Raw genomic sequence first — 19,322 nt, 5'->3', positions numbered from 1 at the left:
AAGGGACAGCATCTTGGCCAGACTCGTCTACACCGGGATCACGTCGCTCGACGGCTACGTGGGGGGCCCGACCTGGCCGCACGGATGATCCGGGCCGGCCTGGTGGACGAGTTCCGGCTGCTCGTCTCGCCGATCATGCTCGGCGGCGGCCACTCCCACTTCCCGAACGGAGTGCGCGTGCCGCTGCAGCTGCTCGCCGACCGCCGTTTCGGCAACGGCGTCGTCTTCGTCCGCTATCGCGCCGAACCGTGAGTCTCGCCCCTATTTTTTCGATTTACCGGGTCTTTTCTCACGGTTCGGCGAAGAACTAGACGCCTTCGATTGCCTGCAGGCGGCCGGAACCGACCGCCCCGGCGAACAGGGCGTAGTCCCGGTCGTTCTGGTCGGCGTAGCGCTCGGAGAAATCGGTGACCGATTTATCGAACTTGTCGCTCTTGCCGAGGTAGGCCGCGATCGCGATCGGGTCGCCCGAGCGGGCGTACGCCCGAGCGGGCGTACGCCCGGGCGAGCGTCCAGCCGCAGGCGTGGGCGTACAGCGACAGGCCGGCCGGTTTCAGCGATTCGACCTCGGCAGACCCCTTCATGTCGCGCAGCTGCCGCCAGTACATGAAGCGGTTCTCCTGCACGCCCTTCGTCCAGCCCAGGTAGATGTCACTGGCGGCCTGCATCAGCCGTTGGCCCTGCACGACCCGCTCCCCCGGTTGCTTGTAACGACTCTTCGGCAGGTGGTCTTCCAGAACGGATGCCGTGGCCTCCTTGATCTGCAGGAAGAGCGGGTCCTGTTCATCTCGCCCCTGGAGCAGGGCGATGAAGGAGCGGGTGCCGACACTGCCGACACCCACCACCTTGCGGGCCACGTCGACCAGCTGGAACTGCTCGAGCAGATGACGGCGGTCGTCCGGAAGGGTGACCCGGTAGGCGCGCAACTGGTCGAGGATAGCGCGCCGGGTCTCCTCGGCTGACATCCCGAACGCGTCGAGGAGCCCTCGGGCGGGGATGACGATCGGCGGCTGACTCACGATCCGGTACTGCCCGTTGTCGAACTCGGCGAGTTTGGAGAGAGCCTGCAGGCTATCCCTGGTGCGGGCCTTCGCCGAGTTGCGCTGCATTGTCTTCTCGATGGTCCGGTTCAGTTTCCGCTGCTTGCCTGTCCCGGCGCCCACGGACTGTTGGAGGACCTTCGTCAGGTCCTCCTGTGACAACCGGGCGTACCAGATGTCCATGGTGCGCATCTGGGCGAACGAGGCCATGGCCTCTCGATACGCACGGACCGCCGCGAGGGTCACATCCCGGGCGCCGGACGCGCTGAAGCCGTTGTTTCGGGCTGCGATCGTGAAACTGGCGGTCATCCGCAGCACGTCGTACTCGAACGGACCGGGGAGCGTCTCATCGAAGTCGTTGAGGTCGAAGAGGAGCAGCCGCTCGGGTGACACGAACACGCCGAAATTGGAGAGGTGGGCGTCACCGCATTGCTGGGCGATCAGGCCCGCCCGGGGCGTGTCCGTGAGGTCGGTCGCCATGATCTTGGCCGCACCGCGGTAGAAGGTGAAGGGGGAAACCAGCATCCGGTCGTGCCGAACCGGCACCAGGTCCTGCTCCCTGGTGGTGTTCTGAGCCTCGAGCAGCGACGGCGGGTCCGGCCGGTCGGCGGCGGGAACCCAGCCCCGATGACTGGTGAGGGGCGTGCGCTCCCGCGCGCTCCTGCCGCGGGCTTTCCGCTCCTCAACGCTGAGGTGCTGCGCTTTGGGCGCGGTCATGATCGGAGACCTTTCGGCTGCACTGCAATCGGCGGGTGAGAACATCTCCACGATTGCCCGGCCGCGCGCCGGCGTCAATGTCTCCGGGCCGGGCGGCTAACGGCGACTGCCCTCCCGATGGCGGGTGCCGCGTGGCAGCTCGCTCTTCTCCCAGCCGCGGCGGGCCTTCACTGCACCCGCGCCGCGGTGGCCGTCCCGCGAACGGTAGACGATGTAGGGCCGCACGAAGTAGCCGAGCGGCGCCGAGAAGACGTGCACCAGGCGACTGAACGGCCACAGCAGGAACAGGGCCGTCGCCGAGAGCACGTGCAGCTGGAAGAAGAACGGCACGCCGCTCATCAGCGACGGGTCCGGCTGGAAACCGTAGAGGCTGCGGAGCCAGGGCGAGATCGACCCGCGGTAGTCGTAGCCGGCGCCGAGCACCTGGTAGAGCACCGTGGCCGTGGTGCCGAAGGCGATGGTGCCGGCGAGGAAGAGGTACATCACCTTGTCCATCGCGGTCGTGACCAGTTTGACCCGGGCGACCAGGCGCCGACGAACCAGCAGGATGACCAGGCCCGCGATGGTCAGCACCGCCGCGATGCTGCCCAGCCAGGTGGCCCCCAGGTGGTACAAATGCTCGGTGACGCCGAATAACTCGAGCCAGGGCTTGGGGATGAACAGGCCCACGAGGTGGCCGCCGAAGACCATCAGGATGCCGTAGTGGAACATCGGCGAGCCCCAGCGCAGCCACTTGTTCTCGTAGGTCTGGCTCGACCGGGACGTCCAGCCGAACTGGTCGAACCGGTAGCGCAGCAGGTGGCCGACGATGAAGACGACGGCCGCGGCGTAGGGGAACGCCACCCAGAGCAGAATGTCGAGCGGGGTCATACCCGTACGTCCTCACTGTTCGCGGCGGACGGCGAGAACGGTTTGAGATTGCCGAGAAAGGTCATGCCGACCGTCTCGGTGGGCGGTCCCTCGTTGACGAGGTCCAGGTAGCGCTGACGGGTTTCCTCGTCGATCTTCGGCAGCGACAGGGACACCACCTCCACGACGTGCGCGTAGGGGCTCGGCACCGCCTCGAGGGCCGTGCGGAGCACCTCGATGCCGTCGCGGTGGGCGGCGAGCAACTCCTGGGCGATCGGCGACTCGCTGAGGGCCGAGAATTCCAGCACCATCGGCAGGTAGTCGGGCAGTTCGTCCGCCGCCACCTCCCAGCCGGCCGCGCGGTAGGCCTCGACGAAGCGCACCAGCGCCATTCCGCGCCGGCGAGTGTCCCCCGCCGCGTAGTAGCTCAGGTACGGACAGCACTTGCGCTTGAGGTCGAACGTGGCCGTGAAGTGGATCTCCAGCTCCTGCTGGCTCATCGCATCCGCCGCCGTCAGGAACGCCTCGAAGGCGTGGCGGAGCGGATCCGGCAGCAGCGTCACCGACGCGGCCACGGCCGAAAAGCGCGCCCGGCGCTCCTCGCTGGGGTAGTCCAGCAGGATCGACGCCGCCATGTGCGCCATCCGGCCGTCCTCCGCGGACAACGGCAGGGCTGTCACCTTGCGGACCGGCAGCTTCGGCAGCCTCATGCGGGGCTCCCGGGGGCGCCGTCGGCGGTTCTGGGCGGGAACATGCCCTTCGGCACGCCTCCGCCGGTCCAGTTGAGCAGGTTGACCCGGCCCGGCGTGGTGGGCCGGGTGCGTTCCCCGCCCTTGCCGACCATCTCGTTGTAGTTGTCGACGGTCGCGTTCAAAGGCATGCCCGGGGTCTTCCCGTAGGGGCCCGCCGCCGTGGCCGCGGTGGGCCCGCCCATGCCGGGGCCGCCGTCGGTGTCGAGCGAGCAGGCGAGTTCCTCCAGCTCGCGCGCCGTCTCGACGTGCGCCTTCGGGATGACGTAGCGGTCCTCGTACTTGGCGATCGCCAGCAGGCGGTACATCGCCTCGATCTCGGTGCCGGTCATGCCGACCGCGGCCGGGATCGACTCGTCGCGGGGGCGCCCCAGGTTGATGTCGCGCATGTAGGACCGCATCGCGGCGAGCTTGCGCAGGGAGGACTCGACCGGAACGACGTCCCCGGCCGAGAACAGGCCGGCCAGGTACTCCACCGGGATGCGGAGCTTGTCGATGGCGGCGAACAGGGTGCGGGCATCCTCGCCGTCGTTGTTGGTGGTCGAGATGACGTCGACCACCGGGGACAGCGGCGGGATGTACCAGACCATGGGCATGGTGCGGTACTCCGGGTGCAGCGGCAGGGCCACCTTGTACTCGGAGATGAGCTTGTAGATGGGGCTGTTCTGGGCGGCGAGGATCCAGTCGTCCTCCATGCCCTCCGCCTTCGCCGCGGCGATCACCTCCGGGTCAAACGGGTCGAGGAAGCAGGCGCGCTGGGCATCCAGCAGGTCGTGCTCGTTCTCGACCGAGGCCTGCGCGAGGACCGCGTCGGCGTCGTAGAGCATCAGGCCCAGGTAGCGCAGCCGGCCGACGCAGGTCTCGGAGCAGATGGTGGGCTTGCCCTGCTCGATCAACGGGTAGCAGAGAGTGCACTTCTCCGCTTTGCCGGTCTTGTGGTTGAAGTAGACCTTCTTGTAGGGGCAGGCGGAGACGCACATGCGCCAGCCGCGGCATCCGTCTTCATCGACGAGCACGATGCCGTCTTCTTCGCGCTTGTACATCGCGCCCGAGGGGCAGGCGGCGACGCAGGCGGGGTTCAGACAGTGCTCGCAGATGCGCGGCAGGTAGAACATGAAGGTGTTCTCGAACTCCATCTTCACGTGCTCGCTCATGGTGGCGAGGATGGGGTCGTCGGCCGCGGTCTCCTGCGAGCCGCCGAGGTTGTCGTCCCAGTTGCCGGACCACTTGATGTCCATGTTCTGGCCGGTCAGCAGGGATTTGGGCCGGGCCACCGGGCTCTGGGTGCTCAGCGGGGCCTTGGTGAGCATGTCGTAGTCGTAGGTCCACGGCTCGTAGTAGTCGTCGATGACGGGCAGGTCCGGGTTGTTGAAGATGGTGGCCAGGCGCTTGATCCGGCCGCCGGAGCGCAGCTTCAGGCGTCCGCGCTTGTTGCGCGTCCAGCCGCCCTTCCACTTCTCCTGGTCCTCGTAGCGGCGCGGGTAGCCCACGCCGGGCTTGGTCTCCACGTTGTTGAACCAGACGTACTCGACGCCGGTGCGGTTGGTCCAGACCTGCTTGCAGGTGACCGAGCAGGTGTGGCAGCCGATGCACTTGTCGAGATTCATGATCATCGACATTTGAGCCATTACGCGCATTTAGTACTCAACCTCCTGGCTGCGTCGACGGATCACGGTGACCTCGTCGCGTTGGTTCCCGGTCGGGCCGAGGTAGTTGAAAGCGAAGGACAGCTGGGCGTAGCCGCCAATCAGGTGGCTGGGTTTGAGCAGGATGCGGGTGAGGGAGTTGTTGGTGCCACCGCGCATGCCGCTGGTCTCGGCGATCGGCACGTTGATGGTGCGGTCCTTCGCGTGGTACATGTACACGGTGCCCTCCGGCATCCGGTGCGACACGATGGCGCGGGCCACGACGACGCCGTTGCGGTTGTAGGACTCGATCCACTCGTTGTCGCGCACGCCGATCTTGTCGGCGTCGAGCGGAGACATCCAGATGGTCGGGCCGCCGCGGGACAGCGAGAGCATCATCAGGTTGTCCTGGTACTCGGAGTGGATCGACCACTTCGAGTGCGGCGTCAGGTAGCGCACCGCCACCTCGGCCCGGCCCTTCGAGCCGGTCGCCCCGGTCGCGGCGGTCGAGCCCACGATCGAGTCGTCGAACAGGCGGTGCATGTCCAGCGGCGGCCGGAAGATCGGCAGCTGCTCCCCCAGTTCGATCATCCAGTCATGGTCGAGGTAGAAGTGCTGCCGCCCGGTCAGGGTGTGCCACGGCTTGAGGTGCTCCACGTTGATCGTGAACGCGCTGTAGCGTCGGCCGCCGTGCTCGCTGCCGGACCATTCCGGGGAGGTGAGCACCGGGACCGGCGCGCCCTGGACATCCGGGTAGGAGAAGCGGCGGCCCTCGTTGTCGCTGGCCAGGTGCGCCAGCTTCATTCCGGTGCGCTCCTCCATCTGGCGGAAGCCCTGCGTGCCGAGGCGGCCGTTAGTGGTGCCGGAGAGGGCCAGCACCATTTCACAGGCCTGGATGGCGGTCTTCAGCTGCGGCCGTCCCGCGGTGGGGCCGCTCTGGACCAGGCCGTTCTTCTGGCCGAGGTAGGCGACCTCGACGTCCGGGTTGAACTTGACGCCCTTGGTGACCATCCCGAGCTTCTCGGTCAGCGGCCCGAGGGCCCCGAGCCGGGCCGCGAAGGCCGGGTAGTCGCGTTCGACCACGACCAGCTTGGGCATGGTCACGCCGGGCACCAGCACCTGGTCGTACTCGACGATGCCGTGGGGGGCGCTCATCGCATCCGGGGTGTCGTGCAGCAGCGGCACGGCGACGAGGTCCTTCCGAACTCCGAGGTGCTCGACCGACATTTCGGAGATCTTCTCCGCCAGGAGGTGGAAGATGTCGAAGTCGGTCTTGGCCTGCCAGGGCGGGGCGATCGCGGGGTTGAAGGAGTGGATGAACGGGTGCATGTCCGTCGTGGACAGGTCGTTCTTCTCATACCAGGTGGCCGGGGGCAGCACCACGTCGCTGAAGATGGTGGTGCTCGTCATGCGGAAGTCGCTGGTCACCATCAGGTCGAGCTTGCCCTCGGGCGCGGTCTCGTGCCATTTCATGGTCTTCGGCCGCTTCTCCGGCGGCGACTCGGGCGCCCGCACCGCGGACTTCGTGCCGAGCAGATGCTTGAGGAAGTACTCGTTGCCCTTGCCGGAGGAGCCGATCACGTTGGCCCGCCAGATGTCCAGGATGCGCGGGAAGTTCTCCGGCGCATCCGGGTCTTCGACCGCGTATTCGAGCGTGCCGTCGCCGAGGGACTCGACCACGTACTGGGCCGGGTCCACACCCGCGGCGACCGCGTCGTCGACCAGGTCGAGCGAATTGCGGTTGAAGGTGGGGTAGCCGGGCATCCAGCCGCGCTTGGTCGACTCGACCAGGCAGTCGGCCGTGGTGCGGTCCTTGAACGTGCCGGCCCCGAGCGGGCTGGACAGGGTGTCGGCGGACAGTCCGTCGTAGCGCCACTGGTCGGTGGCGAGGTAGAAGAAGCCGGTGCCGATCATCTGGCGGGGCGGCCGCACCCAGTCCAGGCCAAACGCGTACTGGCCGTAGCCGGTGATCGGGCGTACCTTCTCCTGGCCGACGTAGTGCGCCCAGCCGCCGCCGTTCACGCCCTGGCAGCCGGTCATGGTGGTCAGGGCGAGGAAGGCCCGGTAGATGGTGTCGGAGTGGAACCAGTGGTTGGTGCCGGCGCCCATCAGGATCATCGAGCGCCCACCGGAGTCCTCGGCGTTCTGCGCGAACTCCCGCCCGATCCGCTCGGCGGCCTGCATCGGCACCGACGTGATGCCCTCCTGCCAGGCCGGGGTGCCCGGCGAGGACGCGTCGTCGTAGCCGGTGGGCCAGACGCCCGGCAGGCCGGGCCGGCCGACGCCGTACTGGGCGAGCAGCAGGTCGAACACGGTGGTGACCAGCTGGCCGGCCACCATCCGCACGGGCACGCCGCGACGGATGACGCCCGCGCCTCCCGCGTGCTGCTCGCCGACCTCGTCGGTCTCCGGTGCCACGTCGAACCGCGGCATGTCGATGGCCACGGATGCCTGGTCGTAGTCGGGTGCGTCCGCGATCGACAGCAGCGGGTCGACGCCCTCCAGGTCGAGGTTCCACTTGCCCACGTCGGTCTCGGAGAACCGGTGCCCGATCGAACCGTTGGGCACGACGACCTGGCCGTCCTGGCCCAGAAGCACCGGCTTGAACGCGGCGCTGGCGACGGTCGGTGCCAGGCCGGGCAGGGCATCCGCGGTCATGAACTTGCCGGGAACGTACGCGTCGCCGCGCTTGGTGAGACCGATCAGGTAGGCGGAGTCGCTGTAGCGCTTCATGTAGTCGACGAAGCGGGGCGTGCGGCGGTCGACCAGGAATTCCCTGAGCACGACGTGGCCCATGGCCAGCGCGAGGGCGCCGTCGGTGCCGGGGTGCACCGCCAGCCACTCGTCGGCGAACTTGGAGTTGTCGGCGTAGTCGGGCGAGACGGTGATGACCTTCTGGCCCTTGTAGCGGGCTTCGACCATGAAGTGCGCGTCGGGGGTGCGGGTGACCGGCACGTTGGAGCCCCACATGATCAGGTAGGACGAGTTCCACCAGTCGGCCGACTCCGGCACGTCGGTCTGGTCGCCGAACACCTGCGGGGAGGCGACGGGCAGGTCGGCGTACCAGTCGTAGAAGGAGAGCATGGTGCCGCCGAGCATGGAGATGAACCGGTTGCCCACCCCCTGCGAGACGATCGACATGGCGGGGATCGGCGAGAAGCCGGCGATGCGATCCGGGCCGTACTTCTTGATGGTGTGCACGTGGGCGGCGGCGACGATCTCGGATGCCTCGTCCCAGCTGGTGCGCACCAGGCCGCCCTGGCCGCGGGCGCTCTTATAGGCGCGGGCGGACTCGGGGTTGCCGGTGACGTCGGCCCAGGCGAGCACCGGGTCGCCGGTGCGGGCCTTCGCCTGGCGGTAGAGGTCGAGCAGCACGCCGCGCACGTAGGGGTATTTCACCCGGGTCGGCGAGTAGGTGTACCAGCTGAAGGCGGCGCCGCGGGGGCAGCCGCGGGGCTCGTATTCGGGCGAGTCGGGGCCGACGGAGGGGTAGTCGGTCTGCTGGGTCTCCCAGGTGATGATGCCGTCCTTGACGTACACCTTCCAGGAGCAGGAGCCGGTGCAGTTCACGCCGTGGGTGGACCGCACCTCCTTGTCGTGGGTCCAGCGGTCGCGGTAGAACGAGTCGGCGTCGCGGCCGCCCTCGAGGAACACCGAGCGGAGGTCGGGCGAGGCCTTGCCGCGGCGCAGGAAGCGCCCGAGTTTCAGGATCGTGTCGTCGATCGGGCCGTCGATGCCGGGCTTCGCGGGTGTGGCGGCCGGCTTCGAAAAGGCGGAATTCTTGAGCGATTTCACACTGTACCCCTTGCACTGCCCGGGGTCACTGCGGTCAGCGACCACCCTCGCAGCCCAGTCTCACCGGCGGGAAAAGGCGCTACAAGTCAGAAACGCCGTGATAAATGATTGCGGGCCGGTGCTGCTCCTGGGGCTGTGCGTCTTCGGCGGGTTCAGTGTCGGACCGGTGTAGGTCGAGAATGCAGGTGTTCGGTTCGACCAGCGGGTGCAGCGCGTCGGCGCTTAGCGGGCCCTCGGTCATCTCCAGCAGTGTCTTCAGCAGCCCGAAGTGCACCCGACAGACCTCGGGGTGTGCCTTGACCATGTCCCTGTACGGGCACTCGTGCAGGTGAACGTGGTCACCGTCGGCGTCGTCGATCGCGAGCCGCGCGTCGAAGCCGGTGCCGTCGAGGTGGTCGTCGAGGGCGTCCAGTTGCCGTTGCAGCGGCGAGTGGATGACGGCCTCGACCCGCAGCATCCGTCGCACCTGATCGCCGTGGCGCTCGGCTACCTGGGCCTTGGCCGCCCGGATCGAACCCTCGGCGCGGTCCGGGCCGGCGGCGGCGCTGTACAGCATCCGCGGACGGCCCTTTGAGTCCTTGCTTTCCGGCTGGCAGGTGACGAAACCATCGCCGATCAGGCGCTGCAGGTGCTCGCGGGCCGTGTTGTGGTGCAGTCCGGTGGCTTCGGCCAGGTCGCCCACCGTCATGGTTCCGCGTTGCTGCAGAAAGTGCAGCAGTTTGATCCTGCTGAACGAAGCGAGCGTGCGGTAGCTCGACGTGCGTTTCGACGACGGCGTCATCGGCCCAGTCTCCTGTCCACCCGGCAAAACCGATACCCCTGGGCGCAAACTCGGTGCCCGCGGGTCGCCCCTGAACCAATTCGACGGAGATTTTGCCGATTTGGGCCCGAAACCGCCCGCTTTGCGCTTGTGGGACCAAAATCTCCGTCGAATTCGTTCACGGCGTGACCTGGAAGACGCCACGAGCGCCCTTTTCGGCGTCGGACATGACGTGGCTGACGAAGGGATAGCTGCCGGCCTCGGGGAAGGTCAGCTCGACGAAGCCACCCTGGGCGGCGGCCAGGTCGAGCACCTGCGAACCGCCGGTTCCGGTGCTGCCGCCGTCGCGCAGCAGGTAGTCCCCCTCCTTGAACACGGTGTCGAACTGGCCGCCGACGACGTGGAAGGAGCTGCCCACGTTCGGGCCGGCGTCGAGCACCCAGACGCGCACCCGCTCCCCGACTTTCGCGGTCAGCGGCCGGGCACCGTACTGGTTGGCGATGCCGTTGAAGACCACCAGATCGGGGAACTGGGCCGCCACCTTGTCGGCGTCGGCCTCGCCGCCCTGCGCGCCGAGGTAGAGCTCGGACTGCACCAGGACGTATTCCCGGTCGACCGGGGTCAGTCCGGCCGGGTCGATGACGACGGCACCGAACATGCCGTTCGCGATGTGCACCGACATGGGCATGGTGGAGCAGTGGTAGAGCCAGATTCCCGAGCTGGTGGCGGTGAACCGGTAGCTCAGGCTCTGCCCCGGTGCGATGCTGCGCATTGCCTTGTCGGGCGCCAGAGCGCCGGCGTGGAAGTCGATCGAGTGCTCGATCGAGCCGTCGTTGACGAACGTGATGTCGAAGACGTCGCCGACCCGGCCGTGCAGGGTCGGTCCGGGGGCCGTGCCGTTGAACGTCCAGAGTGATTGGGTGACGCCGGGCGACACCTCGGTGGTGACGTTCTTCACCCGCATGGTCAGTGTGTGCACGGTCGGCGTGGACCCGTTCGGCGTGGACCCGGTCTGCACGGATACCGGCGGCAGCACGGCGTCGCGTGCCGTGAAGTCGGCCGCGGGCTTCTTCATCAGGTCGAGGTCGTCCGCCGCCGACGATTCCCCGCCGGCGGAGGCGTGGCCCGCCGGCATGGCCGCGTCCCCGGCAGGGTCCGCGCCGACGGCCACGACGGTGAGGGTCATGCCGAGCAGCTTGTGCCCGGCGATCGAGCACCAGCCGTCGATATCCGTTCCGACGACGCCGATGGTGACATCCTTGCTCGTTCCCGGAGCGACGGAACCGGAGACCACGCCGGTGGCGAGCACGAGGTTGTGCACCATGTCGTCGGCGTTGGTCAGGGTGATCACCAGGGTGTCGCCGGCCGGAATCTCGATCCGGTCCGGGCTGAAACGGGTGTCTTTCATCCTGACGTCCACTCGGGTCGTGTGCCCGGTCGCGTGGCCGCTGGCCGAGACCCCGGCGGATGCCGCCCCGCTCGCCATCCCCGCGGCGGCCGGGTCCATCGCGACGCCGAGGGTGACGACGAGGAGCAGGGCGCCGACGGCCGTGACGGTCGCGCCGGTCCGGCGCGGCTGCTCCGCGCCGGTCGCGGCGGGGCCGCCGGCCGGTCGGATCGGCGAGGCCGAGGCATCCGTGGCTCGGCGCACGCGCCGGTTCACCCGCATCGCCCGGGTCATCAAGACCAGGAAGGATGCGAGGGTGCCGACGACGAGCAGGGAGAGGGTGACCCTGACCAGGCTGGGCACCGGCAGCAGGTAGAGCACCAGGCCGCCGTTGACGACGATCACCCGGAACAGCGCGCCACGGTCGAGCTCCCGGGCCGTGGGGCGGGATACCCGGGGGCCGCCGCCGAGCACCACCGGCAGCAGGTAGCTCAGCGCGCCGAGCAGGATCTGCGCGGCGAAACCGACCGCGAACACGGGGACGAGCTGCTCGAGCCGGTCCGCCGCGGCGACCCAGCTGGGAGCGAACGCCACGAGCAGTCCGAACCCGGCCACGCAGAGGAAGAACCAGGCCAGGGCGGCACCGATGCTCCAGCTTGCGAAGGTGGTCGGCGGGGACGTGCGGCCCAGGCGCACGGCCTCGACCAGGACCAGCCCGAGGCCGACCAGGTAGAGCAGGGCGCCGAGGGCGGTGACCAGACGTTGATCGGCCAGCGCGCCGAGGCCGAGCACCGCGAGCCCGGCGAGGAGCAGCGGCAGTGTGCCGCGGGCCGATGCCCGCGTGGTCTGCACCCGGGCGTGCAGCACGGTCGGCCAGAGCAGGGCGACCGTGCCGATGACGGTCAGGCCGACCCAGCCGAGCAGGTTGAGACCGATGTGGGCGACGAAGAGGCGCTCGAAGGGCTCCCCCTCGTCGGTGCGCGCCATCAGCACGCCCAGGGTCACCCCGATCGACAGGGCGACGCCGGCCGCCAGGTAGTAGCGCACGAGCGGCGCGAAGCGGGCCGGCAACGACCCGCGCGACTGGGCGAACAGGATGCCCGCATGCAGCAGGGCGTTGGCCCCGACCAGGCTGCCGCCGACCAGTACGAGCGGCCACCAGCCGCCGACCATGCCGGCCACGACGAGCGCCGCGCCCACGGTGTGGGTCAGGAGCCGGACGCCCATCGAGGCCCGGCCGCCCGGGGCGCTCCGCCGCAGCAGGGTGTCGGCGAAGTGCTGGCTCCAGGTGAGGATGGCGGTGCTGACCGCGCCCAGCAGCAACAGGTGCACCATCAGCCAGGGCGCGACCGGCAGGAAGCGGTGGAACAGCACCGCCACGACGGTGAGGACCAGCCAGGCCGGCACCAGCAGCCCGGTGAGAAGGTGCCACAATCGACGGCTCATCTGATCACTTTCGTTGTTGTCTTTCGGGCGGGCACGCCGAGCAGCACCGACACCACGGCCAGCACCACGAACAGCAGCACCGCCGCGATGTTGGCCACGCCGCCCCACTGCACCAGTTCAGGCAGGCCGCGCGCGTCGCCGAGCAGGATGCGCACCACCAGCGAGGCGTGCAGCAACAGTGCCGGCGCGTACAGCACCGGCCGGTACGGCAGCGGCCGGCGCAGCACCGCGGGCAGGATCGTGGGCGCGTGCGCCATGATCATCGACATCACGAAGCCCAGGAAGACGGCATGCAGCACGGCGTCGTAGGCCGGGCCGGAATAGGCCGGCCCGGCGAGAACCCAGACGGCGCCGACCACGAACAGCCAGGCGTAGCCGGCCAGGAGGCACACGGCAATGTAGCGCGGCAGGCCCACGCCGCGCACGAGCCGGGTCGCCACATCGTGCCGGAACAGCCAGGCCACGACCGCCAGCATCCCGAGCCCGAGGATCGGATAGCCGATCCCGGGCCAGACCAGCGCCACGAGAACGCCCCCGGTCAGGACGAGTGCGGAGGCCAGCAGCCAGGATTCGGCCCGCTCGTCGACGGAGGGCGAGATGCGAGCGAGTTCGAGGCGTTCGCCCGCGATTGTGAGCACCAGGAACAGCGTCATGGCCGGCACCAGGTGCGGGACCGGGGCACCCCCCAGCCAGAGCACGGTGGCGCTCACGCCCAGCAGCGCCCCGAGCGACTGCACCGCCGTGGCGGTCGATGCCTGACGCCGCCAGATCTCCCGGTAGATCGGCAGCAGCATGGCCGACCCGGCCAGGAAGGCGAGCTGCCCGATCACGACGGGCAGCGGCGACAGGAGGGCCAGCCCGCCGAGGCCCAGGAAGGCCGGGGACAGGAAGGCCCAGGCGCGCCGGATCGCGACGGCCCGCTCGAGCACGACCACGCTTCCCACGAAGCCGAAGACCATCAGGGGTCCGTGCACATCGGCCAGCCGCGCGGTGACGACCGGAGCCGGCAGGCCCAGCAGCAGCAGCGCCCCGTCAAGCCCCGCCAAAAGGGCGATGCCGCCCAGCAGGAGAAGGGCCATCCGCCAGCCGGCGCGGCGCGGGTGTCGATTCACGACGGGTATCGGGTGCTCGGGTCTGACGTAGGGTACGCGGCGGTCAGGCGACGCGGGTGAAACGGATGCGCCAGGCCTCCGGACCGCGTTCCAGGTACGACACCGAGAACGCGCCGGGACGGGTATTCTCCAACTGAGCCAGCAGGGGCAGCGGGTCGTGCGGGGCGATCAGGTCGAGTGCGAAACCGATCTGGATCGCGTCCAGCGCACCGAAGATCGCCGCGTGGCGCACCGCATGCGGGATGATGCGGCCGTCGAGCACGATGGCCTCGGCGGCGTCATCGTGGTTGCAGGTGCAGGTGTGCGCGGAGCTCAGGGCAATGGGTTCGGCAGTCATGGGAAGCATCCTCCTCGGTGGCACGACCACGCCGCGCTCTAATAAAGAGGATACACGTCCGTTTTAATAAATCGAACGCGGAATCAGGCCAGGCCGACCCAGCCGGTCGACCCGTCGGCCTCGTACTGCTTCTTCCAGATCGGCACCTCGGCCTTGACGCACTCGACCAGCCGCTCGCACGCCGTGAAGGCGTCGCCGCGATGGGCGCTCGCCGCGGCCGCGACCAGGGCCAGGTCGCCCACATCGAGGTGACCGATCCGGTGGCTGAGCGCCAGGTTCACCTGCGGGTATTCGGCGCGGAACCGGGCGACGATCTCGGACAGGATGCGGCCGGCATCCGGATGCGCGCTGTAATCGAGCCCGGTCACCTGCCCGGCCGCGTCGGGGTCGTGGTCGCGCACCTGGCCGATGAAAGTGACGACGGCCCCGCACGAGCCGGTCGAGACGACCCGCACGTGTTCAGCCACGTCGAGGGGGGCCTCGGTGACCCGGGCGAACCCGTTCTCGGCGGGGGTCGCGGCGGCGGGCGGAGTTGCGGGGGCGTCGTTCGTGCGTCCTGAATTCACAGGTCCAGAGTAGCCCGGGGCCGGGACCCGGTCGGCGGCCGCCGTGCCCTGGCATCCGTTCACGAAGCATCGAGGATGTTCGTGAGGCCGTCGGCTGCACGGCGAACCGACCGAGGAGCTCGCGCACGTGATCGCACAATCAGGCCCCCAGGATGCCGATCCGGTCCCTTCAGGCCAGACCCGGGGGCTGCCCGTCGGCCGCGCCCCGCTGTCGAGCCTCGGCATCCCCTTCGGCCTGTCCGGCCTCGCCGGCACCTGGACGATGGCCGGGGACACCCTGGGCACTCCGGCCCTGATCGGCGACGTGCTCTGGTTCGTGGCGCTGGCCGCCTGGACCGGTGTGATCGGCAACTACCTGCTGCGGAGCCGGAACCGGGGCGGCGGCATCCGGGCCGACCTCGACCACCCGGTTCAGGGCGCGTTCGCGACCCTCGCGCCGTCAGTGGGATGCTGATCGGGACACATTTCGCGGCATCCACGCCTCTCGCCGGTCATATTCTCGTTGTGGCATGCATGGGGCTCGCGGTGGTTCTGGGCGCGCGCTTCGTGGCCGGGCTGGCCGCGGGGAACCGCAACATCGACGCGGTGCACGCCGGGTACCTGCTGCCCACCGTCGCCGCCTTCCTGATCCTCGGCCAGTCCGCCGCAGGCGCGGGCTGGACCGGGCTCTCCGTGGCCGGCATCGGCGTCGGGGTGCTCTTCTGGCTTCTCCTCGGCACGATCGTGCTGGCCCGGATGGTGTTCCGGCCGGCGTTGCCCGCGGCCCTGGTGCCGACGTTCGCGATCTTCTCCGCTCCCCCGGCGGTGGCCGGCAACGCGTGGTTCGCGTTCACCGGTGGCCGGCTCGACACGATTCAGTACCTGCTGCTGGGCACCTTCGTGCTGCTGATCGCGGTGCAGGCGGCCCTGATCGGCACCTACTGGCGGCTGCCGTTCACACTCGGTTTCTGGGCCTTCACGTTCACGGTCGCGTCCAGCGGCACCTACGCGCTGCACTGGCTGAAGCTGGCCGGGGGCCCCGCCCAACCGTTCTGGGGATACCTGTCGCTGACCCTGGTGACCGTGATCATCGGCAGCATCGCCGGGCGCTCGGTGAACCTGCTGGTGCGGTCCCGCAGCTCGGTCTCCGCTCTTGCCCGGGCATAACTCCTGCAAATCGTGATGCCGCTCGGGGACATCCGCGCAATGACTGGCCGGACTGGGCCCTGGGCGACCAGATTGCAGGAGTTATGCAGAGGGTGCGCGTTGCTCTGTGTGGCTAACTCAGGAGAAACGGATGCCGCGAGCCGCCTCCGCCAAGCACGCAGCGGGTGCAGCGGGTGGTCCCGCCGGATCTTCCTGAGTTACCCCCCGGGGTAGGGCGCGGCTCCCAGCCGGAGCCCCGGGCCGGAGGAGCCCCGGGGCATAACTTCTGCAGATTCCGCGAAACGGCCCGAAATCAGGGTGCGGTGCGGCCGACTGGGTTCTGCAGGAGTCATGTGCGACGCCCACCCCGACCACCGGGGAGTCGGGTCTAAGAGCATTCTCACCCGGGTCCGGGGCCCGGCCTCGTAGGATCAAGACACAGCCGATGGCACAGCCTCAGCACAACCGTCGCACAGCCGTGGAGGCACGATGACAACGCATGCCCGGACACCGCGGCGCTCACGGTTCCTGCTCTTCGGCGGCGTCGGACTGGCCGTTCTCGTCGCCGCCGCTGCCTCGGCGTCGATGGTCAGCGCCCTGGTCCTGCCCGACCTGCCGGGTACCCCGCTCGGGGTTCCGCCCGTCACGGTCGAGGTGAGCACGGTCGAGGTGAGCACGGTCGAGGTGAGCACGGTCGAGGTCGGCGCGGTCCCGGGCAATGCTGACCTGGGCACCGACCCCGCCGCGCCACCGGTTGCCGCCCCCGGAACGACGCCGGGCCCGAGCGACGTCCCCGAGTCGACCGACCTCGGCGCCGGCGCCGGCAGCGCCAGCGCCAGCGACACCGGCAGCGGCACTGACACCGACTCCGACACGGATGCCGCGGAGCCTGAACTCGTGCCTGCCCCCGCCCCGGTGGTCGTGTCCGAGGACGGCGACGATGACGGTTCCTCCCCCGAGGACTGACGACCCCCGAATCTAAGAGAGCTCTCACAGCCCTCTCGTGCCCGCCTCATCCCGGCACCCCACAGTGAAGGGGTGGAGACGCACCCCGCCACGCACCGAACGTCGGTTTACCGACGCAAACGAAAGGTCAGCGCATGCCGCAGATGACGAAGAAGAAGTCCATCATTCTGGCAACCCTCGGACTCGCCGGGCTCATGTCCATCGGCATCGTTGCCGCCCAGGCCGACCCGGGAGCCGGCAGCGACCCCGTACCGACCTCGAGCGTCTCGGACGACACCTCGGTCGTCGAGACCACTGATCTCCTCGACGACAACTCCATCGGCGAACTCGGCGCTGACGCGAGCGACGCCGTAATCGGCGACTCGGGCGACGATACGAACGAGGAAACGACCGAGGTCGGAGAGACCGAGAACGAGTCCGCGACGGATGACGACGGCGACGCCGCGGTCGGCACCGACGACGAGTCCGAAAACGAGTCCGATGACAGCGACACCACCGAAGACACGACCGACGACGCGACCGACGAAGCCGGTCACAGCGACGACTCCGACGACTCCGCACACGACAGTGCAGACGACAGTGCAGACCACGGTTCAGACGAGGGCGACGACTCGGGCCACAGCAGCGACACCGACGACTAGCCAGGCACCCCGGTTGGGCTATCGGCCCGCGCTTCTCTCAGCGCAGCCGGTAGCCCATTCCTCTGACCGTTTCGATCCTCCCGGCGCCGAACTTGGCCCGGAGGTACCCGACGTACACGTCCACGATGTTCGACCCGGGGTCGAAGTCGTAGCCCCACACCCGGCTGAGCAGCTGTTCCCGGCTGAGCACCTGGTCGTGATTGCGCAGGAATTCCTCGGCCAGAGCGAACTCCCTCGCCGACAGGTCGACCTGCCGATCGCCGACGGCCGCGCGTCGCGTGCGCAGATCGAGCCGGAGTCCCGTGACCTCCAGTGCCGCCTCGACCACCGGCACGGCACCGGTCGCCCGCACGGCATCCGTCATGCGCAGCCGCACCCGGGCGAGCAACTCGTCGAACCGGAACGGCTTGGCCATGTAGTCGTTCGCTCCACCACCCAGGCTCGCGAGTACGTCCTCCCCCGAGTCCCGGGCCGTGAGCACGATCACCGGCAGGGTGCACTCCTCGGCCCGCAGGCGCCGCAGCACCTCGTAGCCGTCGATTCCTGGCAGCCCGATATCCAGCAGCAGCAGGTCGAAGTCGCCGGTCAGGGCGAAATCGAGGGCGTCGGTGCCGCACCTGACCGTCACGGTGGCCAGGCCGGCCGCGGCGAGGCCCTTCTCGATGAAGGATGAGATCCGGAGTTCGTCTTCGGCGATCAGGATGCGGCTCACGGGCTGGTCTCCGTCGGTGCGTGGCCGGCTTCGGCCGGCGGGATGGGCAGGTCGATCGTGAAAGTGGCTCCGTGCCCGGGCCGGGAGGCCACGGTGGCGGTCCCGCCGTGGGCCTCGGCGATGGCCAGCACGATGGCGAGACCCAGTCCCGAGCCGGCCTCACCGCGCCCGGCGCTGCCGCGGCGGAAGCGCTCGAAGATCTGCTCCTGCGCCTCGGCCTCGATCCCCGGCCCGCCGCCCCGCACCCACAGACGGAGGCGGGACTCGCCCCCGGTGCCCCGGCCGACGGCGCTGCCGATCTCGATGGTGCCGTCGACGGCGCCGTGGCTGACGGCGTTGGCCGCCAGCTGCAGGAGCGCCTGGGTGAGCTTGCCGGCGTCGACCGACGCGACGACGTGCGCCGCCTCAGGGGTCGCCCAGCGATGGCCGGAGAGCGCGGAGGCCTTGGTGCGCACCTGCTCGGTGAGGGCGGCGATGTCGACGGGCGCGCGGGTCAGGCCGGCCGGCCGCTGCACCTCAGCCAGGACCGAGATGTCCCGCACCAGGACGTTCATCCGGTCGAGCTCGTCGATGGCCAGCACCCGGGTGCCGATCACGTCGGCCGTGTCTGCCGGGTCCATCAGCTCCAGGTGGCCGCGCACGATCGTGATCGGGGTCTTGAGTTCGTGGCCCACGTCCTCGAGCAAACGGCGCTGCGCGACCAGGGCCCCCTCCAGGCGGTCGAGCATGCCGTTGACGGTGCGGGTCAGGTCGGACACGTCGTCGTGGCCGTTCACGGGGATCCGTTCGCTCACGTCGGAGGCCGTGATCCTCGCCGCGGCCTCGCGCAGGGAACGGATCGGCCGGAGCAGCCTCCCCGACACCAGCCAGCCGACGAGGCCCAGCACGACGAAGGCGGCAAGACCCACGCGGACGTAAGTGCCCAGGGCATCCGTCACCGGCTCGAGTTCTGCATCGACGTCGAAGGCGGCCACGAAGATCCCCCGGGCGGCGTCCCCCGCCACGGTCACGGGGGCGGCCACGTAGCGCACGGTCTGGCCCGGCAGAACCAGCGTGCCACGAACGACCTGTCCGGACGAGGTCTCGGCCGTCACCCGGTCGACGAAGGCCCGGTCGTCCTCCAGCCGGAAGTCGACGTCTCCGCCCGGGGCGAGCGCCGCGGCGCCGTCGATGATCGCGAGGGTGGTTTCGTTCGTGCCGGGGCGCACCTGCTGCACGACGGCCGCCAGCACCGCGTCCAGGGAGGTGGAGCCGGACTCGGTGGCGATGAACCGGGCCTCGCCGACTTCGGCGGTCAGCGCGCTGTCGACGGAGTCGAGGGTGCGTTCGCGCTGCACGAGCGACGCGGCCGCACCCGAGGCGAACAGGCCGGCCGCCGCGACGAGCAGGATCGCAGCGAGGATGCGCACCCGCACGGACAGCATCGGCCGCCGCGGCCCGGGGCGGCGGCCGGCGCGGTGCGGTCGCCGGCCGGGGGCGCCGGGGGCACCCTCGG

General features: G+C 69.4%; 17 protein-coding genes and 1 pseudogene. 5 read left to right on the top strand and 13 right to left on the bottom strand.

Annotated features, from left to right (window positions below; translation table 11 throughout):
• Positions 1-66 precede the first annotated feature (66 nt).
• A pseudogene (locus tag E3T42_RS03995) lies at positions 67-252 on the top strand (dihydrofolate reductase family protein); the annotation flags it as partial.
• A gap of 55 nt (positions 253-307) precedes the next feature.
• On the opposite strand, the gene E3T42_RS17420 reads toward E3T42_RS03995, so the two are convergent.
• The 11 genes from E3T42_RS17420 to E3T42_RS03945 form a co-directional block, all read right to left on the bottom strand.
• The gene (locus tag E3T42_RS17420) at positions 308-460 is read right to left on the bottom strand and encodes a DUF2252 family protein (protein WP_241978679.1); all 153 of its coding nucleotides are present in this window, start codon (positions 458-460) and stop codon (positions 308-310) included.
• The gene (locus tag E3T42_RS03990) at positions 417-1,757 is read right to left on the bottom strand and encodes a DUF2252 domain-containing protein (protein ID WP_241975817.1); all 1,341 of its coding nucleotides are present in this window, start codon (positions 1,755-1,757) and stop codon (positions 417-419) included. Before E3T42_RS03990 ends, E3T42_RS17420 begins: the two co-directional genes overlap by 44 nt.
• A gap of 96 nt (positions 1,758-1,853) precedes the next feature.
• The gene (narI, locus tag E3T42_RS03985; RefSeq protein ID WP_134366242.1) at positions 1,854-2,627 is read right to left on the bottom strand and encodes a respiratory nitrate reductase subunit gamma; all 774 of its coding nucleotides are present in this window, start codon (positions 2,625-2,627) and stop codon (positions 1,854-1,856) included.
• Entirely contained in the window at positions 2,624-3,316 is a 693-nt protein-coding gene (gene narJ, locus E3T42_RS03980; protein ID WP_134366243.1) for a nitrate reductase molybdenum cofactor assembly chaperone, read from the bottom strand. Before narJ ends, narI begins: the two co-directional genes overlap by 4 nt.
• Positions 3,313-4,992 carry a nitrate reductase subunit beta gene (gene narH, locus E3T42_RS03975; protein ID WP_134402491.1) on the bottom strand — a complete coding sequence of 560 codons (1,680 nt, stop codon included), beginning with the start codon at positions 4,990-4,992 and terminating at the stop codon, positions 3,313-3,315. The genes narJ and narH overlap by 4 nt, the downstream gene beginning before the upstream one ends.
• Positions 4,993-8,775, bottom strand: coding sequence for a nitrate reductase subunit alpha (locus E3T42_RS03970; RefSeq protein ID WP_134366245.1), 3,783 nt, complete (start codon positions 8,773-8,775; stop codon positions 4,993-4,995).
• A 79-nt stretch (positions 8,776-8,854) separates the two neighbouring features.
• Complete coding sequence (locus E3T42_RS03965) at positions 8,855-9,556, bottom strand: metalloregulator ArsR/SmtB family transcription factor (RefSeq protein ID WP_134402490.1); 702 nt, start codon at positions 9,554-9,556, stop codon at positions 8,855-8,857.
• A gap of 157 nt (positions 9,557-9,713) precedes the next feature.
• A complete protein-coding gene (locus E3T42_RS03960) occupies positions 9,714-12,368 on the bottom strand; it encodes a multicopper oxidase domain-containing protein (RefSeq protein WP_134402489.1) in 2,655 nt (884 codons plus the stop codon).
• Complete coding sequence (locus tag E3T42_RS03955; protein WP_134402488.1) at positions 12,365-13,447, bottom strand: hypothetical protein; 1,083 nt, start codon at positions 13,445-13,447, stop codon at positions 12,365-12,367. Before E3T42_RS03955 ends, E3T42_RS03960 begins: the two co-directional genes overlap by 4 nt.
• Positions 13,448-13,523: 76 nt before the next feature.
• Positions 13,524-13,817: a DUF2249 domain-containing protein gene (locus E3T42_RS03950; RefSeq protein ID WP_241975816.1), complete on the bottom strand. Its 294-nt coding sequence runs from the start codon at positions 13,815-13,817 to the stop codon at positions 13,524-13,526.
• An 83-nt stretch (positions 13,818-13,900) separates the two neighbouring features.
• Complete coding sequence (locus E3T42_RS03945) at positions 13,901-14,383, bottom strand: molybdenum cofactor biosynthesis protein MoaE (protein ID WP_241975815.1); 483 nt, start codon at positions 14,381-14,383, stop codon at positions 13,901-13,903.
• Between the two features lie 127 nt (positions 14,384-14,510).
• On the opposite strand from E3T42_RS03945, the gene E3T42_RS16645 reads away from it, so the two are divergent.
• The 4 genes from E3T42_RS16645 (at position 14,511) to E3T42_RS03930 (ending at position 17,115) form a co-directional block, all read left to right on the top strand.
• Complete coding sequence (locus E3T42_RS16645) at positions 14,511-14,837, top strand: hypothetical protein (RefSeq protein WP_166805301.1); 327 nt, start codon at positions 14,511-14,513, stop codon at positions 14,835-14,837.
• Positions 14,838-14,896: 59 nt separating this feature from the next.
• On the top strand, positions 14,897-15,529 hold the full coding sequence (locus E3T42_RS16640) for a transporter (protein WP_166805302.1): 633 nt from the start codon (positions 14,897-14,899) through the stop codon (positions 15,527-15,529).
• Positions 15,530-15,997: 468 nt separating this feature from the next.
• Positions 15,998-16,474 carry a hypothetical protein gene (locus E3T42_RS03935; RefSeq protein WP_134402484.1) on the top strand — a complete coding sequence of 159 codons (477 nt, stop codon included), beginning with the start codon at positions 15,998-16,000 and terminating at the stop codon, positions 16,472-16,474.
• A 134-nt stretch (positions 16,475-16,608) separates the two neighbouring features.
• Positions 16,609-17,115: a hypothetical protein gene (locus E3T42_RS03930; RefSeq protein ID WP_134402483.1), complete on the top strand. Its 507-nt coding sequence runs from the start codon at positions 16,609-16,611 to the stop codon at positions 17,113-17,115.
• A gap of 37 nt (positions 17,116-17,152) precedes the next feature.
• Here the strand turns inward: E3T42_RS03930 and E3T42_RS03925 are convergent, their stop codons facing one another.
• Together E3T42_RS03925 and E3T42_RS03920 are read right to left on the bottom strand one after the other, a co-directional pair.
• Positions 17,153-17,827 (bottom strand): response regulator transcription factor, encoded by a 675-nt coding sequence (locus tag E3T42_RS03925; protein ID WP_134366253.1) that lies wholly within the window; start codon positions 17,825-17,827, stop codon positions 17,153-17,155.
• Positions 17,824-19,322, bottom strand: a 1,499-nt coding sequence (locus E3T42_RS03920) for a cell wall metabolism sensor histidine kinase WalK (RefSeq protein ID WP_134402482.1), incomplete at its 5' end; no start/stop codon positions are given. The genes E3T42_RS03920 and E3T42_RS03925, both read right to left, overlap by 4 nt.

Source organism: Cryobacterium sp. TMT4-10 (assembly GCF_004403275.1).
In the GTDB taxonomy this organism is placed as follows: domain Bacteria; phylum Actinomycetota; class Actinomycetes; order Actinomycetales; family Microbacteriaceae; genus Cryobacterium; species Cryobacterium shii.
This window is presented reverse-complemented; position numbering and strand designations above follow the sequence as displayed.

Excerpts from the sequence above, each read along its gene's own strand:
- narI (WP_134366242.1), bottom strand. The coding sequence starts at position 2,627 with ATGACCCCGCTCGACATTCTGCTCTGGGTGGCGTTCCCCTACGCCGCG.
- E3T42_RS16640 (WP_166805302.1), top strand. The coding sequence starts at position 14,897 with ATGGGGCTCGCGGTGGTTCTGGGCGCGCGCTTCGTGGCCGGGCTGGCC.
- E3T42_RS03935 (WP_134402484.1), top strand. The coding sequence starts at position 15,998 with ATGACAACGCATGCCCGGACACCGCGGCGCTCACGGTTCCTGCTCTTC.
- E3T42_RS03960 (WP_134402489.1), bottom strand. The coding sequence starts at position 12,368 with ATGAGCCGTCGATTGTGGCACCTTCTCACCGGGCTGCTGGTGCCGGCC.
- narJ (WP_134366243.1), bottom strand. The coding sequence starts at position 3,316 with ATGAGGCTGCCGAAGCTGCCGGTCCGCAAGGTGACAGCCCTGCCGTTG.
- E3T42_RS03955 (WP_134402488.1), bottom strand. The coding sequence starts at position 13,447 with ATGGCCCTTCTCCTGCTGGGCGGCATCGCCCTTTTGGCGGGGCTTGAC.
- E3T42_RS03950 (WP_241975816.1), bottom strand. The coding sequence starts at position 13,817 with ATGACTGCCGAACCCATTGCCCTGAGCTCCGCGCACACCTGCACCTGC.
- E3T42_RS03965 (WP_134402490.1), bottom strand. The coding sequence starts at position 9,556 with ATGACGCCGTCGTCGAAACGCACGTCGAGCTACCGCACGCTCGCTTCG.
- E3T42_RS03930 (WP_134402483.1), top strand. The coding sequence starts at position 16,609 with ATGCCGCAGATGACGAAGAAGAAGTCCATCATTCTGGCAACCCTCGGA.
- narH (WP_134402491.1), bottom strand. The coding sequence starts at position 4,992 with ATGCGCGTAATGGCTCAAATGTCGATGATCATGAATCTCGACAAGTGC.
- E3T42_RS03990 (WP_241975817.1), bottom strand. The coding sequence starts at position 1,757 with ATGACCGCGCCCAAAGCGCAGCACCTCAGCGTTGAGGAGCGGAAAGCC.